The sequence below is a fragment of the Pseudomonas sp. A6 genome (genome assembly GCF_052367875.1).
GTDB classification, from domain to species: Bacteria; Pseudomonadota; Gammaproteobacteria; order Pseudomonadales; family Pseudomonadaceae; genus Pseudomonas; species Pseudomonas citronellolis.
Genome location: NZ_CP198970.1, coordinates 5,841,986 through 5,858,041, shown reverse-complemented (window position 1 = coordinate 5,858,041; position 16,056 = coordinate 5,841,986). Strand labels below are relative to the sequence as shown.

The following is a 16,056-nucleotide window of genomic DNA, read 5'->3' as shown; positions in this document are numbered from 1 at the left end:
TCCCTCACCCCAACCCTCTCCCAGAGGGAGAGGGGGCAGCTCGGCGTGGGCGGGAAGTCCGACGTCAACCTGTAGGAGCGGGCCCTGCCCGCGAATCGCGTGCAGGGGAATGCCATGGCTGGCGCAGCGTAGGGCGGATAACCGTCCGCGGTTATCCGCCGCTTGACCTCGGCTTGAGCCGCGCCGGAGCCAGCCCATCCGCATTCAACCCATGGCGCACCAGCACCTCGGGCAGCTCATCAGCACGGATCAGCGCAGCGCTGGCCTGGCCCATGGCCGCCGAGGTCTGGATGCCGTAGCCGCCCTGGCCGGCCACCCAGTAGAAGCCGGGCGCCTGCGGGTCATAGCCGGACACCAGCTCGCCGTCGGCGAAGAACGAGCGCAACCCGGCCCAGGTGTGGCTGGGGCGGCGGATGCTCAGGGTGGTGTGCTCCTCGATGCGATGGATGCCCAGGGCGATATCCAGCTCCTCGGGCTGCACGTCGTGGGGCTCCACCGCGTCGGCGTTGGCCGGCGAGCCGAGCAGCAGGCCGGCGTCGGGCTTGAAGTAGAAGGACTCGTCCAGGCTCACCAACACCGGCCAGGCATGGCTGTCCACGCCTTCGCCCGGAGCGAAGAGAAAGGCCGCGCGGCGCTTGGGCTGCAGGCCCAGCGGGGCGACGCCGGCGAGTTCGGCCAGCTTGTCGCACCAGGCGCCGGCGGCGTTGACCAGCACGGGGGCGCGGTAGCTCTGCTGGGCCGTGCGTACTTCCCACTGGCCATCGACGTAGGCCGCGGCGAGCACCTCGCTGTCGAACTGCACGCTGCCGCCGTTGCGGCGGATGCCGCGCAGGTAGCCCTGCAGCAGGGCGTCGGTGTCGATGTCGGCGGCGCTGGGGTCGTACAGCGCGCCGTGGACCTTCTCGCGGCGCAGCACCGGGACCATGGCGCAGGCCTCGTCGGCGTCCAGCAGGCGCATCTCCGGCACATTGGCGCGGGCGCTGTCGAACTGGCGGCGCAGTTCCTCGGCGTTGCCGGCGAAGTCCACGATCAACTCGCCGCGCGGGCTGAGGATCGGGTGCTCGGCGAAGCCCTCCGGCGGGGCGTCGAAGAAGGCCCGGCTGGCGGCGGTCAGGGCGCGTACCTGGGGCGTGCCGTAGGCCACGGTATACAGCGCCGCCGAGCGGCCGGTGGAGTGGTAGCCGGCGTGGGATTCGCGCTCGAGCACGGCGACCTTGCCGTGGGGGGAGAGGAAGTAGCCGGTGGAAGCGCCGGCGATACCGGCGCCGATGATCAGGAAGTCGACCTCGGTCATGGGCGTCTCTGCGTCAGGCGGGTGGCAGCGGGGGGAAGGGGGATGGGCATGCCGGGGCTCCGGGATGGATGATTTTTCCATTCTGGATTCTTGGGGGTGGGGGCGGCAAGGATGGAGGGCTCTGGCGTGGGGGTTGGCGTCAACCTTTGCCCGCGAATCGCGCCGGAACGTCCGGCTATCGCGGACAAAGTCCGCTCCTACGCCCGTGCTTCCCTGGAACCGTAGGAGCAACTGTCTTGCGCCGAGGTACTCTTCGTAGGATGGGTATCGCTTCGCTCAACGCCATCCTACGAAAAGCCGTGTTTCCTGGAACCGTAGGAGCGGACTCCGTCCGCGATTCGCGCCCTACAGCTGAAACTGCGCCACCAACGCCTCCTGGCTCCCAGCCACCTTGCGCAAGTGCTCGCCGCAGTCGCGGGTGTGCGCGGCGGTCTTGCGGTTCTCCGCGGTCATGTCGCTCAGGCGGTGCATGTGCTGGTTCACTTCCTGGGTGGTGGCCGCCTGCTGTTCGGCCGCCGCGGCGATCTGGAAGGCCATGGCGTGCACGCCCTGCAGGGATTCGTCGAGGGCACCGAGGGAGTCCAGCACCGCCTGGGTGTCGTGCTCCAGGGTGCGCGCCTGTTCGCTGGCGCCGCCCATGCTGGCCTGGGCCTGGGTGGAGGAGTCGCCGAGGGTGCCGACTATGGTGACGATCTCGTCGGTGGCGCTGCGGGTGCGCTGGGCCAGGCTGCGCACTTCGTCGGCCACCACGGCGAAGCCGCGGCCGGCGTCGCCGGCGCGGGCGGCCTCGATGGCGGCGTTGAGGGCCAGCAGGTTGGTCTGCTCGGCGATCGAGCGGATCACCTCCAGCACCGAGTTGATCTGCTGGCTGTCGCCGGCCAGGGCCTGCACCACCCGGTCGGCGTCGCGCAGGCCGGCGAGCAGTTGGTCCTGGCGACCGATCATGCGCTGCAGGGTGCCCTGCATGGTGACGAAAGCCTCGCGCGCGGCGGCGCTGCCGTCGGCGCTGCGGCTGGCGCTGCCGGCGATTTCCTGCACGGTGGCGGCCATCTGGTCGACGGCGCTGACCACCATCTCCAGGGCCTCCTGCTGCTGGTCGAGGTGGCTGCTGGTGCGCCCGGCGGCGTCGAGGATGTCGCCGCTGGCGTCGCCCACCGCCTCGCTGGCCTGGCGCAGGCGCTCGACCACCTGGCGCCAGGCCGCGGCCATCTCGTGCAGGGCTTGCATCAGGCCGCTGCCGGCATCGGCGCCGCCGGCCAGCTTCAGCTCGCCGTTGGCCAGGCGCTGAGCCAGGGCCGCCATGCTCGCCGGCTCACCGCCCAGCGGGCGCATCACGCTGCGGCTGACCAGCCAGGTGCCGGCGGCCACGCCGGCGAGGGTCAGCAGGCCCAGCACCAGCATCTGCCACATCAGCTTGCGCACCGGGGCGAAGGCCTGGTCCTGGTCCATTTCCGCCACCAGCGCCCAGTGCAGGCCGTCGAGGTTCAGCGGCACGAAGGATTTCAGCGCCGTCGCGCCGCTCAGGCCGGTCTCGGTCAGGCGTCCCTGCTCGCCGGCCAGGGCTTTTTCGCTGGCCTGGCCGGGGAGGGCGGCGGGCGCGTCGCCGGCGCGGCGCACTCGGTGGTCGGCGAAGCGCACCGAGTCCGAACGCAGGCGCCCGTCGCCGCCCACCAGGTAGGTCTCGCCGGCCTCGCCCAGGCCCTGCCGGCTCTGCATCACGTCGTTGATCGCCTTCAGCGGCAGTTCCAGCACCAGCAGCAGCTGCAGCTTGTCGTGGTCCTTGATCGGCGCGGCCAGCCATTGCACCGGTTGCTTGTCGTCCAGGGCCGGCTCCAGGTCGCTGATGCTCGCCTTGCCGCTGCCCAGGGCGCCGCGGACGAAGCGCCCGAAGGGCGTATCGCGCCATTGCTCGGCGTTCATGTTCTGCTGGTAGTCGGCGCCGCGGCCCAGGCTGAAGACCACGCTGCCGTCGCTGGCCACCAGGCGCAGCTCGCGGTAGCCGAAGGTCTTGGTGAAGTTCTCGAACACCGGGCGGTCGTAGTTGGCGGTGGTGACCAGCGCCTCGCTCTCCAGCCCCGCGTAGTTGGCGCCGAGGTTGCCGGCCAGGCTGCTGAGCTGGTCGTGGCGCGCCTGCCAGGCGTCCATCAGTTGCCGCTGCTTGATGCTGGCCACCGCCTCCAGGGCGTTCAGGCTCTGTTCTTCGAGGGCGCGGCTGGCCTGGTGATAGACCACCATGGCCATGACCAGCACCGGGATGAGGCCGATGAGCAGGAAACTGAGGGCGAGCTTGGCGCGCAAGGGCATGGGCGGGATTCCGAAGGCTTGTTCTGAAGGGCGTCGTAAAAAATTCTGCAAGAAGCGTGCAAATTTCTTTACGAGCGTAAACAAAATCGATCAGGCCGTTCGTTTATCTGCCCGGTCGGTAGCCCCGGGCCCAGGCAGGACGATGGCCGGGTGCCATTGTTGGCGGGGAGAGGGGAGGCGTCGTCCCGGCGGACCCGGCGGGACGAATGGGGCGCTGCGCACCGCGCTGGTGCGTCACCGTGGGCGCCCGGCGTCACCGGGCGTAACGCCGGCGGAAACGAAAAAGGCGAAGCCCGTGGCTTCGCCTTTTTCTGTTTCGCGCCTGGATCAGTGCTTGCGCGGCACCGGCTTGAGCAGCTCGGTGGGCGGCATCTCGCAGGTGATCTTGCGGCCCAGCAGCTCTTCGATCGGCGGCAGGGCGAAGGCGTCGTCCTCGCCGGCGAAGCTGATCGAGGTGCCGGTGCTGCCGGCGCGGCCGGTACGGCCGATGCGGTGCACGTAGTCGTCCGGGTCTTCCGGCAGGGTGAAGTTGATCACATGGCTGATGGCTTCGACGTGGATGCCGCGGCCGGCCACATCGGTGGCCACCAGCACGCGGATCTTGCCTTCGCGGAAGCCTTCCAGGACCTTGATGCGCTTGTGCTGCGGCACGTCGCCGGACATCTGCGCGGCGCTGATGCCGTCCTTGGTCAGGCGTTCCTCGATGCGGCGGACTTCGTCCTTGCGGTTGGCGAAGACCATCACGCGGGTCCAGTCGTTCTGCGCGATCAGGTTGTACAGCAGCTTGTACTTGTCGCTGCCGGCCACGGCGTAGACGTGCTGCTCGACGGTGTCGCTGGCGACGTTCTCCGGCTCGATCTCGACGATGGCCGGGTCCACGGTCCACTGCTTGGCCAGGTTCATCACGTCGTCGGTGAAGGTGGCGGAGAACAGCAGGGTCTGGCGCTCGCCCTTGTACGGGGTCTGGCGGATGATCTGGCGGACCTGGGGGATGAAGCCCATGTCGAGCATGCGGTCGGCCTCGTCCAGCACCATCACCTCGACCATGTCCAGGTGCACCTCGCCGCGCTGGTTGAAGTCCAGCAGGCGGCCGGGGGTGGCCACGAGGATGTCGCAGTAGCGCGATTCGAGGGTCTTGAGCTGCTTGTCGAAGTCCATGCCGCCGACGAAGCTCATGACGTTCAGCCCGGTGTACTTGGCCAGGCCCACGGCGTCCTTGGCGATCTGCACCACCAGCTCGCGGGTCGGCGCGATGATCAGCGCGCGCGGCTCGCCCATGTAGCGTTCCTTGGGCGGCGGCGTCTGCAGCAGCTGGGTGATGATCGAGATGAGGAAGGCGGCGGTCTTGCCGGTGCCGGTCTGGGCGCGGCCGATGGCGTCCTGGCCCTTGAGGGTGAAGCCCAGCACCTGCGCCTGGATCGGCGTGCAATAGGGGAAGCCGAGGTCGTGGATGGCGTGCATCAGCCGCGGGTCGAGGTTGAAGTCGTGGAAGCGCGTCTTGCCTTCGGCCGGCTCGACCACGAAGTCTTCCAGCTTCCAGTTGTCCACCACCGGGGCCTTGGGCTTGCGCTCGCGGCGCGGGCGCTCGGCCTTCTCGGTTTTTTCGCGCGGCGGCTTGTCAGTGCGCTCGGCCTTCTCCGGGCGGTCGCCGCTGCGGTCCTGGCGTTCGCTTTTGTCCTGGCGCTCGCCGCGCGGCTTGTCGCCCTTGGGCGGGCGCGGCGGCTTGTCGTTGCGTTCGCCTTCGGGGCGGGGAGCGCGCGGCTTGCGCGGGCGCTGTTCGCCGTCCTGGCTGGCGGCTGCGGGGGAGGAGGGGGCTTGGGTGGGCGTTGCGGCGGGCTGCTCGCCCTCGCCCTTGCCGAAGATTTTCTTGAGTGCCTTGAGCACGGTGATCTCGTAGTGGTTAAGGATTGAACGGCCGCCAGTGTAAAGCAAGTTGCCAGCCAGGCGAAATCCGTGCGCTGGGGGCGCCGGCCAAAGCCTGCCGTGGATCAGCCGCAGAGGCGGTTGCGGCCGTGCTGCTTGGCCCGGTACAGGGCCTCGTCGGCGCGCCGCAGCAGGCCCTGCAGGCTTTCCTGCAGGTACATCTCGGCCACGCCGAGGGACACGGTGACGCCGGGCAGGGCGCCCAGCGGGGAATAGAAGGAGTCGATCTGCTCCAGGCTCATGCGCAGGCGCTCGCCGATGGCGCGGGCCTCGTCCAGGCTCACTTCCGGCAGCAGGATGACGAATTCCTCGCCGCCGAAGCGCGCCATGCTGTCCTTGGGCCGCAGCTGGCTGCGCAGGGTATGGGCCACCAGGCAGAGGGCGTAGTCGCCGGCCAGGTGGCCGTGGCGGTCGTTGTAGTCCTTGAAGTGGTCGACATCCAGCATGAGCATCGCCAGCGGCTGTTCGTTGAACGCGCAGCGGGTGCTCTCGCGCTCGTAGACGTGCTCCAGCCAGCGCCGGTTGAACAGCCCGGTGAGGGTGTCGATGTTGGCGTTCTGCTCGGTGTTGAGGATGATCCGGTTGCCCTGGCGCACCCGCGCGCAGAGCATCTCCAGCAAGTTCTGCATCAACTGCGGGGAGTGTTCGAACAGGCTCAGCAGCGCCTCGCGGTGCAGGCGCAGCACGCGGGTGGGCTCGGTGGCCACCACGTAGGCCGAGGGGTGGTCATGGTCGATGAAGCTGATCTCGCCGGCGCAGTCGCCGCTGCCCAGGGTGGATACCGGGGAATTGTCCAGCGAGCCGAGGTAGACCTTGAGCTGGCCTTCGAGCACCAGGTAGAGGAAGTGGTTGCGGTTGAAGGGCGAAAGCAGGACCTCGCCGGCCTCCAGCTCCAGCGCGCGGAATTCGTTGAGCAGCCGCTGCAAGGCGGTCCCGGCGACGTTCTGGAACAGCCGCAGGTGGCGCAACTGCTGGATATCCTGCTGCCACTGTGTCGGCTTCATGGCTGATGGGGCTTTCGACAGGTTCCGCTGAGGGGCACGATGACTCTCCGTAGTCTGGTTCGTCCTTCGGGAACTTCAGTATTAATGACTTTTGCGTACTGGCAATTCGCTGGCCGGGTGGACCGACCAGCGGTCGGCCCACCCTGACGACTACCCCGCGAGCCGCCCGAAATGCGGCGTCACAGGCGCTCGCGCAGCCAGGCGCCGATGTCGGCGATCTCCTGGTTGCTCACTTCGTGGGCCATGGGGTAGTCGCGCCACTGCACGGCCACGCCCTGCCCGTGGAGGAAGTCGTAGGCGGCGCGGCCCATGGCGGGCGCCACCACGTCGTCGTAGGTGCCGTGCAGGCACAGCGCCGGCTGCTGCTTCTTCGTCTCGGGCAGTTGCAGGTCATCGTCGAAGGTCGGGCCATAGGTGGACAGCGCCATGACCCCGCCCAGCTCGCCCGGCCAGCGCAGGTAGCCAGTGTGCAGCACCACCGCGCCGCCCTGGGAGAAGCCGGCCAGGATGATGCGCTCCTGCGCGATGCCCTGGGCCAGCTGGCCCTCGATCAGCGCGATCACCGCGTCGGCCGATGCGTCCAGCTGCGCCTCGTCGATGGCCCGGGCCGGCGCCATGGCCTTGATGTCGTACCAGCTGGGCGCCGGCATGCCGTTGAACACCGTCACCGGGCGGGTGGGCGCCTGGGGCAGGATGAAGCGGGTGCGCGGCAGGATCGTCTGCAGCATGCGCGCCACCGGTTCGAAGTCGTAACGGTCGGCGCCTAGGCCGTGCAACCAAATGACGCACGAGTCGGCCGGCTGGGTAGGTTCGAGTAGCAGGGGTTGGCTCATCGGGGGCTCCAGGATGGGGCATGTGCGCCGCAAAGGCGCGCACGCCGGAAAAAGGATCGGCGAATCTGCGAAAAGGATGTCGCTTTGCCATAACTTATCGACTTGACCTTCGCCGAAACGGGGGCCGGGAGGCATTCTGGTACGGCCCTTGCTAACTCAGGCACCAGGCTGCGATCCGTCCCGCCGGCGTAACACTCTATCCGACCCCCATCCGGAAACCAGTGCCGTCGGCGGGGCGGGCAGCCCATTGAACAGGCCGCCAAGGTGAGGGCGGCCCCCGCAATACGTCCGGCTCGCGTCATCCGCGAGCGGGGCAGCCTGGGCGGTGGTGCGGGACGTATCCGCAGAGCCGGCTAGACTGACCTAAGGTTTCCACTTCGATGCAAGGTCCGGAGCAGACCGTGCGGCGCCTCACGAGGGCGAGTGGGCCGGGACTCCAACACGAATAAAAGCAAACTGGAGGTGATCGATGAAGATGGTGAAATCCACACTGGCGGTGCTGACCGCTCTGAGCGTTCTCGGGCTCAGCGGCCTGGCCCAGGCCGGTGCGACCCTGGACGCGGTGAAGAAGAAAGGCTTCGTGCAGTGCGGCATCAGCGACGGCCTGCCGGGCTTCTCCTATGCCGACTCCAAGGGCGTGTACAAGGGCATCGACGTCGATGTCTGCCATGGCATCGCCGCCGCGGTCTTCGGTGACGCCAGCAAGGTCAAGTTCACCCCGCTGACCGCCAAGGAGCGCTTCACCGCGCTGCAGTCCGGCGAGATCGACGTGCTTTCGCGCAACACCACCTGGACCAGTTCCCGCGACAGCGCCATGGGCCTGAACTTCGCCGGCGTGACCTACTACGACGGCCAGGGCTTCCTGGTGAACAAGAAGCTCGGCGTGAGCAGCGCCAAGGAACTGGACGGCGCCACCGTGTGCATCCAGGCCGGCACCACCACCGAGCTGAACCTGTCCGACTACTTCCGCTCGAACAACCTCAAGTACACCCCGATCACCTACGACACCTCCGACGAAAGCGCCAAGTCGCTGGAGTCCGGGCGTTGCGACGTGCTCACCTCCGACCAGTCGCAGCTCTATGCGCAGCGCATCAAGCTGGCCAAGCCGGACGACTACATCGTGCTGCCGGAAGTGATCTCCAAGGAGCCCCTCGGCCCGGCCGTGCGCCAGGGCGACGAGGAGTGGTTCGACATCGTCCGCTGGACGCTGTTCGCCATGCTCAACGCCGAGGAGCTGGGGATCGATTCGAAGAACGTCGAGCAGATGGCCAAGTCCTCGAAGAACCCCGACATCAACCGCCTGCTGGGTGCCGAGGGCGACTACGGCAAGGACCTGAAGCTGCCGAAGGACTGGGCGGTGCAGATCGTCAAGCAGGTCGGCAACTACGCCGAGATCTTCGAGCGCAACGTCGGTGAAGGCAGCGAGCTGAAGATCAAGCGCGGCCTCAATGCCCTGTGGAACAAGGGTGGTCTGCAGTACGCACCGCCGGTGCGCTGACCTCCCACAGCCCGCGCCCGGAACCTGGGCGCGGGCCCCGTTTCGAACGACGTGAGGTCCCCCGCGCGGTCACGGGCGTAGCTCCGTGCCCGCCGGGGCGGCCTGCGAGAGGGCTTACATGCAGAATTCCGTCAAAGCCCGGCGCCCGCGCGGCCTGTCGCTCAGCGACCCGGCCGTGCGCGCCTGGGCCTTCCAGATCATCGCCGTCGTCGCCGTGGTGGCGTTCGGCTGGTTCCTCTTCGACAACACCCAGACCAACCTCGCCCACCGCGGCATCCAGTCCGGCTTCGGCTTCCTGGGCAACAGCGCCGGCTTCGGCATCTCCCAGCACCTGATCGACTACAGCGAGTCCGACACCTACGGGCGGGTATTCTTCGTCGGCCTGCTCAACACCCTGCTGGTGACCGTGATCGGCATCGTCCTGGCGACCATCATCGGCTTCGTCCTCGGCGTGGCCCGGCTGTCGCCGAACTGGCTGGTGCGCAAGATCGCCACGGTGTACATCGAGACCTTCCGCAACATCCCGCCGCTGCTGCAGATCTTCTTCTGGTACTTCGCCGTGCTCGCGCAACTGCCCGGGCCGCGGCAGAGCCTGAGCGTCGGCGGCCTGCTGTTCTTCAACAACCGCGGCATGCAGATGCCGGCGCCGGTGGCCACCGAGGCGCTGCCGGCCTTCCTCATCGCCGTTCTCCTGGCCATCGTCGCCTGGGCCGTGCTCTGGCGCTGGGCCAAGGTACGCCGCCACGCCACCGGCAAGACCTTCCCGGTGTTCCTCACGGGCCTGGCCACGCTGATCGTGCTGCCGGCGCTGACCATCCTGGTGGCCGGCGTGCCGGTGCACTGGGACGTGCCGGTGCTGCAGGGCTTCAACTTCCGCGGCGGCTGGGTGGTGATCCCGGAGCTGGTGTCCATCGTCCTGGCGCTGTCGATCTACACCGCCGCCTTCATCGGCGAGACGGTGCGCGCCGGCATCCAGGCGGTCAGCCACGGCCAGACCGAGGCCGCCGGCTCCCTGGGCCTGCGCCCGGGGCAGACGCTGCGGCTGATCATCATCCCGCAGGCGCTGCGGGTGATAGTGCCGCCGCTGACCAGCCAGTACCTGAACCTGGCGAAGAACTCCTCGCTGGCCGCCGGCATCGGCTACCCGGACATGGTCTCGCTGTTCGCCGGCACGGTGCTCAACCAGACCGGCCAGGCCATCGAGACCATGGCCATCACCATGAGCGTGTACCTGGCCATCAGCCTGAGCATTTCGCTGCTGATGAACTGGTACAACAAGCGCATCGCGCTGATCGAACGCTAGGGGGACGCCATGGCAAACCATACCTTCAAGCCCGATCTGCCGCCGCCGGCGCTCAGCGTCGGGGTCATTGGCTGGCTGCGCGCCAACCTGTTCTCCAACTGGATCAACACCCTGCTGACCCTGGTCGGGCTCTACGTCATCTGGCTGATCGTCCCGCCGCTGCTGGAGTGGGCGGTGTTCAAGGCCGACTGGGTCGGCGAGAGCCGCGCCGACTGCAGCCGCGAGGGCGCCTGCTGGGTGTTCATCAGCACCCGCCTCGGCCAGTACATGTACGGCTTCTACCCCGAGGCGCTGCGCTGGCGGGTGGACCTCAACGTGCTGCTGGTGGTGGTCGGCGCCGCGCCGCTGTTCCTGCGCCAGTTCCAGCACAAGCTCAAGTACGGCCTGGCCTACCTGCTGGCGCTGCCGCTGGTGTCCTACTGGCTGCTGCACGGCGGCTTCCTCGGCCTGGACAACGTGCCCACCAGCCAGTGGGGCGGCCTGATGCTGACCGTGGTGATCGCCGCGGTGGGCATCGCCGGGGCGCTGCCGCTGGGCATCCTGCTGGCCCTGGGGCGGCGCTCGAAGATGCCGGCGATCAAGGTCCTGTGCGTCACCACCATCGAGTTCTGGCGCGGCGTGCCGCTGATCACCGTGCTGTTCATGTCCTCGGTGATGCTGCCGCTGTTCCTGCCCGAGGGCATGAACCTCGACAAGCTGCTGCGCGCCATGGTGATGGTGGTGCTGTTCGAGGCCGCCTACATCGCCGAGGTGGTCCGTGGCGGCATGCAGGCCATTCCCAAGGGCCAGTACGAGGCGGCCGCGGCCATGGGCCTGGGCTACTGGCGGATGATGGGCCTGGTGATCCTGCCCCAGGCCCTGAAGCTGGTGATCCCCGGCATCGTCAACACCTTCATCGCGCTGTTCAAGGACACCAGCCTGGTGATCATCATCGGCCTGTTCGACTTCCTGAATAGCATCAAGCGCGCCACCGCGGACCCGGCCTGGCTGGGCATGTCCACCGAGGGCTACGTGTTCGCCGCGCTGGTCTACTGGGTCTTCTGTTTCGGCATGTCCCGCTACTCCATGCACCTGGAGCGCAAGCTGGACACCGGCCACAAGCGTTAGGAGTTCGTCATCATGTCTGAAGCCAGCAACAAGACCGTCCCGGCCATCGGCGATCACGTGATGATCGAGATGAAGGGCGTGAACAAGTGGTACGGCCAGTTCCACGTGCTCAAGGACATCAACCTCACCGTGCGCCAGGGCGAACGTATCGTCCTCTGCGGGCCGTCGGGTTCGGGCAAGTCCACCACCATCCGCTGCATCAACCGCCTGGAGGAGCACCAGCAGGGCAGCATCATCGTCGACGGCACCGAGCTGACCAACGACCTCAAGCAGATCGAGGCGATCCGCAGCGAGGTCGGCATGGTGTTCCAGCACTTCAACCTGTTCCCGCACCTGACCGTGCTGCAGAACTGCATCCTGGCGCCGATGTGGGTGCGCAAGATGCCCAAGCGCGAGGCCGAGGAAGTGGCCATGCACTACCTGGAGCGGGTGCGCATCCCCGAGCAGGCGGGCAAGTTCCCCGGGCAGCTCTCCGGCGGCCAGCAGCAGCGCGTGGCCATCGCCCGGGCGCTGTGCATGAAGCCGAAGATCATGCTGTTCGACGAACCCACCTCGGCGCTCGACCCGGAAATGGTCAAGGAAGTGCTGGACACCATGATCGGCCTGGCCCAGAGCGGCATGACCATGCTCTGCGTGACCCACGAGATGGGCTTCGCCCGCACCGTGGCGAACCGGGTGATCTTCATGGACAAGGGCGAGATCGTCGAACAGGCACCGCCGGACCAGTTCTTCGACAACCCGCAATCCGACCGCACCAAGCTGTTCCTCAGCCAGATCATCCACTGAGCCTGCGCGGCGCGGCCCCCGCGGGCCGCGCCGCATCCCTGGCGTCCGAAAGCCGTCGCAAAGCCGTCCTACGCTCGTCAGCGCCCTTGGCGCTGCGGGTGCGCTTCGGCGTATCCTGGCCTTTTCCACGCCCACCAAGGCCGGCCGGCTGAACTCGGCCGTCGGATCGGTGTTCCGATACCCAGGAGCATCCTGTGGAAACCCACGGATGGGCTATACGTTGAAATAGCTCGCACTGCCGCCTGACTGAAGAGAAGCGCCGTGAACCTGACCCTCACTCCGTTGAACCTGAGCAAAGCCAAGGCCTGGAGCGCCCACGCGGTGACGGCCAGCGGCGTCATCCTGGCCCTGCTGGCGCTGCTCGCGCTGGTCGACAACCGCCCGCAGGCCTGCCTGCTGTGGCTGGGCGCGGCCCTGCTGGTGGACGGCCTGGACGGCACCCTGGCGCGCAAGTTCGACGTCAAGGCGGTGCTGCCGCACTTCGACGGCTCGACCCTGGACCTGGTGATCGACTACCTCACCTACGTGTTCATCCCGGCGATCTTCATCTACCGCTACGTGCCGCTGCCGGTGCACAGCGAGCTGGCGATCGTCGGCGTCATCCTGGTGTCTTCGCTGTTCTGCTTCTGCAACGTGAACATGAAGAGCAAGGACAACTACTTCGTCGGCTTCCCGGCGGCCTGGAACGTGGTGGCGGTGTATTTCTTCGTCCTCGGGCCCGGGCCCTGGGTGAGCCTGGTCACGGTGCTGGTGCTGGCGGGGCTGACGCTGACGCGGATGAAGTTCCTGCACCCCTTCCGGGTGCGCCAGTTCATGCCGCTGAATATTGCGGTGACCTTTGTCTGGATGTTCAGCAGTGCGTTGCTGATTCTGCAGCAGCCGGTGGACCAGACCTGGCTGTTGTGGCTGTGGTTTGCGGCTTCGGCGTATTTCATCGGGGTTTGTGTCTGGCGGACGGCGATGGAGTGGTTCAGCTGAGGTAGGGCGGGGCGTTCTTGTAGGAGCGAGCTTGCTCGCGAACCGCGTCCTCCGCTCCTTACCCCCACCTCGTCATTCCCGCGAACGCGGGACGCGGCTCCATCGCGAACAGCGCTTGCGCTGGCCCGAAGGGGAATAACCCAGTTGCCTCAGCTTGGGTGTTTCTGCGCCGCTCCGAGTCTGCCTGGCCTTCTTGTTTCGCCCCCTCGGGCGAGTCACTTTTGTCAGTCGCCACAAAAGTAACCAAAAAGGCTTGCCCCAACATACGGGCCCGATGGAGCCGGGCTACCCTCACGAACTCCCCCGCCACGGAGGCCCGCCCCGAGGGTACGTCCCTGTAGCCCGCGGGGCTCTCGCGACATCCATGTCGCATGACCTCCTGAGCGCCGGTTTCGCTCGGCCTTCTGAAGGGGCGTTCCGGTGCGCTCGGATGTTTCTCTGGAAGTCCAAAAGCCAGAGCGAACGCGCTTTTGCTTTTGCTTTTCGTAGGAGCGAGCTTGCTCGCGAACCCTGGGTTCCCGCGTTCGCGGGAATGACGGGGATAGATAGGCGTCTCAGGATGACTTTGGAGTTTCCGGCAGCTCAGGGCAGCCCCCTCTCCCTTCAGGGAGAGGGTTGGGGAGAGGGCGCTCTTGAACCCAACACCTACGTCACCGGTAACCCCTGTTCGCGAGCAAGCTCGCTCCTACGAAAAGCCATGTCCGCTCGCACCGTAGGAGCGTCCCGGCGCACGCCATGCCCACCTGTAGGAGCGGGCCCTGCGCGCGATTCGCGGGCAGAGCCCGCTCCTACGGAGCCACCCCGCAAACCCCGCCATATCTGATAGCACTCCGACAGGGCTCGCCGCGGCGCCTGGCATGCGCTTAAATGTCAGGCGAGCCCGCGCAGGAAGCCTCGCCATGATCACCCTGTTCCAGTTCCCCCCGGCCTTCAATGTGCCCAACGTCAGCCCCTTCTGCCTGAAGCTGGAGACTTTCCTGCGCCTGTCCGGGCTGGAATACCAGGTGCAGCATGTGACGGACCCGCGCAAGGGGCCCAAGGGCAAGCTGCCCTTCATCAAGGTCGAGGGGCAGACCGTCGCCGACACCGAGATCATCATTCACGACCTGCAACAGCGCTTCGCCCTGGACCTGGACGCCGGCCTCGACGCCCGCGGGCGTGGCTGGGCGGTGTCGATCACGCGGCTGTGCGACGAGCACCTGGCGCCGCTGCTGGTGTACTTCCGCTGGCTGGAGGACGATGGCTGGCGCCAGGTCGCCCCGGTGCTGCTGCGCGGCATCCCGGCGCCGCTGCGGCCGGTGGTCGGCGCGCTGGTGCGCCGCAAGATCCGCGGCGAGATGCGCGGCCGCGGCCTGGCCGCCCACAGCCGCGAGGAACTGCTGAGCTTCGCCCGCCAGGACCTGGACGCCCTCGATGGCATGCTCGGCGACCTGCCGTACTTCGGCGGCGCCCAGCCCTGCAGCGCCGATGCCGCGGCCTACGGGATACTCGCCAACCTGGTCCTGTGCACCCTGGAAACCCCCCTCAACCACATGGCGCGCGAATACGAGCGGCTGGTCGGCTACTGCGAGCGCATGCAGCAGCGGGTCTGGACATGACCCAGGCCGAGCCCAAGCCCTGGTTCGTCTACCTGGTGCGCGCCGCCAACGGCGCGCTCTACTGCGGCATCAGCGACGACCCGCAGCGGCGCTTCGAGGCGCACTGCAGCGGGCGTGGCGCGCGCTTCTTCCATTCCAGCCCGGCGCAGGCGCTGGTGTACGTCGAGGCCTGCGCCGGCAAGGGCGAGGCGCTGCGCCGCGAGCGGGCGATCAAGGCCCTGGGCAAGCCGGCCAAGGAACGCCTGGCGCTGGCCGGCGCGGCCCTGGCCATCAGCGCGGCGGATAGCCGTCCATAGCTTCGACCGGGTAGGACCGCGCGCCGCGGCGGAGTAAGCTGGAAGGCCCTCAACGCCGGCCAACGGAGCCCCGCATGTCCGAGCTGATCCTGCACCACTACCCGACTTCCCCCTTCGCCGAGAAGGCCCGCCTGTTGCTGGGCTTCAAGCAGCTGTCGTGGCGCTCGGTGCTGATCCCGCCGATCATGCCCAAGCCCGACCTGCTGGCGCTCACCGGCGGCTACCGCAAGACGCCGGTGCTGCAGGTGGGGGCCGACGTCTACTGCGACACTGCGCTGATCGCCCGCCGCCTGGAGCAGGAGAAGGCCACCCCGGCGCTGTTCCCCGAGGGCCAGGAATTCAGCGTCGCCGCCTTCGCCGCCTGGGCCGATTCGGTACTGTTCCAGCATGGCGTGAGCCTGGTGTTCCAGCCCGAGTCCATCGCCGTGCGCTTCGGCAAGCTGCCGCCGGAGTTCCTCAAGGCCTTCGTCGCCGACCGCAGCCAGTTGTTCAGCGGCGGCAGCGCCGCGCGCCTGCCGGCCGAGCAGGCGCGGCAGCAGTGGCCGGTGTTCATGGCGCGGCTGGAGCAGCAACTGGCGCGGGAGGAGGGCGACTTCCTGTTCGGCGAGCCGTCCGTGGCGGATTTCGCCGTCGCCCACGTGCTCTGGTTCGTCAAGGCCACCCCGGTGACCTCGCCGCTGGTGGACGCCTACCCGTCGGTGGTGGCCTGGCTGGGCCGGGTGCTCGGCTTCGGCCATGGCGCGCACAGCGAGATGAGCGGCGAGGAAGCCATCGCCGTGGCCCGCGACAGCCAGCCGGCGGCGCTGCCGGACGAGCCGTTCAGCGACGCCAACGGCCTGCGGGCCGGCCAGCGGGTGGCCATCGCAGCGACCGACTACGGCGTCGATCCGGTGGAGGGGGAGCTGCTGCACGTGGGCAGCGAGGAACTGATCCTGCGCCGCGAGGACCCGCGCGCCGGGGTGGTGCATGTGCATTTCCCGCGGCTGGGGTTCGGCATCGAGGCGCGCTGAAACGCAGGAGCCACGGCCCTTGGCCTTTGGCCCGAAAAGCGCCAGCCACGCCATTCCCTTCACGCCATTCCCTTGTAGGAGCGCGCCCTGCGCGCGAATCGCGGGCAGGGCCCGCTCCTACA

The 16,056-nt window shown here is 67.9% G+C and carries 12 protein-coding genes and 1 pseudogene; 8 read left to right on the top strand and 5 right to left on the bottom strand.

Translation table 11 applies throughout. The features are described from left to right. Positions 1-151 precede the first annotated feature (151 nt). The 5 genes and pseudogenes from ACTWJ5_RS25700 to ACTWJ5_RS25680 form a co-directional block, all read right to left on the bottom strand. A complete protein-coding gene (locus ACTWJ5_RS25700; protein ID WP_444436805.1) occupies positions 152-1,294 on the bottom strand; it encodes an NAD(P)/FAD-dependent oxidoreductase in 1,143 nt (380 codons plus the stop codon). 345 nt (positions 1,295-1,639) lie between these two features. Further along, positions 1,640-2,149 (bottom strand): annotated as a pseudogene (locus ACTWJ5_RS25695) (methyl-accepting chemotaxis protein); the annotation flags it as partial. Between the two features lie 1,776 nt (positions 2,150-3,925). Beyond that, positions 3,926-5,482: an ATP-dependent RNA helicase RhlB gene (rhlB, locus tag ACTWJ5_RS25690; protein ID WP_249918985.1), complete on the bottom strand. Its 1,557-nt coding sequence runs from the start codon at positions 5,480-5,482 to the stop codon at positions 3,926-3,928. 104 nt (positions 5,483-5,586) lie between these two features. Then, a complete protein-coding gene (locus ACTWJ5_RS25685; protein ID WP_116422877.1) occupies positions 5,587-6,525 on the bottom strand; it encodes a GGDEF domain-containing protein in 939 nt (312 codons plus the stop codon). Between the two features lie 179 nt (positions 6,526-6,704). Beyond that, positions 6,705-7,358 carry an alpha/beta hydrolase gene (locus tag ACTWJ5_RS25680; RefSeq protein ID WP_116422878.1) on the bottom strand — a complete coding sequence of 218 codons (654 nt, stop codon included), beginning with the start codon at positions 7,356-7,358 and terminating at the stop codon, positions 6,705-6,707. Positions 7,359-7,827: 469 nt separating this feature from the next. On the opposite strand from ACTWJ5_RS25680, the gene ACTWJ5_RS25675 reads away from it, so the two are divergent. The 8 genes from ACTWJ5_RS25675 to ACTWJ5_RS25640 all read left to right on the top strand — a co-directional run bounded on the left by ACTWJ5_RS25675 (position 7,828) and on the right by ACTWJ5_RS25640 (position 15,934). Next, positions 7,828-8,856 (top strand): amino acid ABC transporter substrate-binding protein, encoded by a 1,029-nt coding sequence (locus ACTWJ5_RS25675; protein ID WP_253389871.1) that lies wholly within the window; start codon positions 7,828-7,830, stop codon positions 8,854-8,856. 118 nt (positions 8,857-8,974) lie between these two features. After that, a complete protein-coding gene (locus tag ACTWJ5_RS25670) occupies positions 8,975-10,159 on the top strand; it encodes an amino acid ABC transporter permease (protein WP_043273080.1) in 1,185 nt (394 codons plus the stop codon). A 9-nt stretch (positions 10,160-10,168) separates the two neighbouring features. Beyond that, positions 10,169-11,266, top strand: a complete 1,098-nt coding sequence (locus tag ACTWJ5_RS25665) for an amino acid ABC transporter permease (protein WP_253389870.1) — start codon at positions 10,169-10,171, stop codon at positions 11,264-11,266. Between the two features lie 12 nt (positions 11,267-11,278). Next, positions 11,279-12,052 carry an amino acid ABC transporter ATP-binding protein gene (locus ACTWJ5_RS25660; RefSeq protein WP_043273076.1) on the top strand — a complete coding sequence of 258 codons (774 nt, stop codon included), beginning with the start codon at positions 11,279-11,281 and terminating at the stop codon, positions 12,050-12,052. A gap of 261 nt (positions 12,053-12,313) precedes the next feature. After that, entirely contained in the window at positions 12,314-13,030 is a 717-nt protein-coding gene (pcsA, locus tag ACTWJ5_RS25655; RefSeq protein ID WP_116422880.1) for a phosphatidylcholine synthase, read from the top strand. A gap of 899 nt (positions 13,031-13,929) precedes the next feature. Beyond that, positions 13,930-14,628, top strand: coding sequence for a glutathione S-transferase C-terminal domain-containing protein (locus ACTWJ5_RS25650; RefSeq protein WP_058072564.1), 699 nt, complete (start codon positions 13,930-13,932; stop codon positions 14,626-14,628). After that, positions 14,625-14,924 carry a GIY-YIG nuclease family protein gene (locus ACTWJ5_RS25645; protein ID WP_061562634.1) on the top strand — a complete coding sequence of 100 codons (300 nt, stop codon included), beginning with the start codon at positions 14,625-14,627 and terminating at the stop codon, positions 14,922-14,924. The genes ACTWJ5_RS25650 and ACTWJ5_RS25645 overlap by 4 nt, the downstream gene beginning before the upstream one ends. Positions 14,925-14,998: 74 nt before the next feature. Next, complete coding sequence (locus tag ACTWJ5_RS25640) at positions 14,999-15,934, top strand: glutathione S-transferase family protein (RefSeq protein ID WP_444436804.1); 936 nt, start codon at positions 14,999-15,001, stop codon at positions 15,932-15,934. The last annotated feature ends 122 nt before the right edge of the window (positions 15,935-16,056 follow it).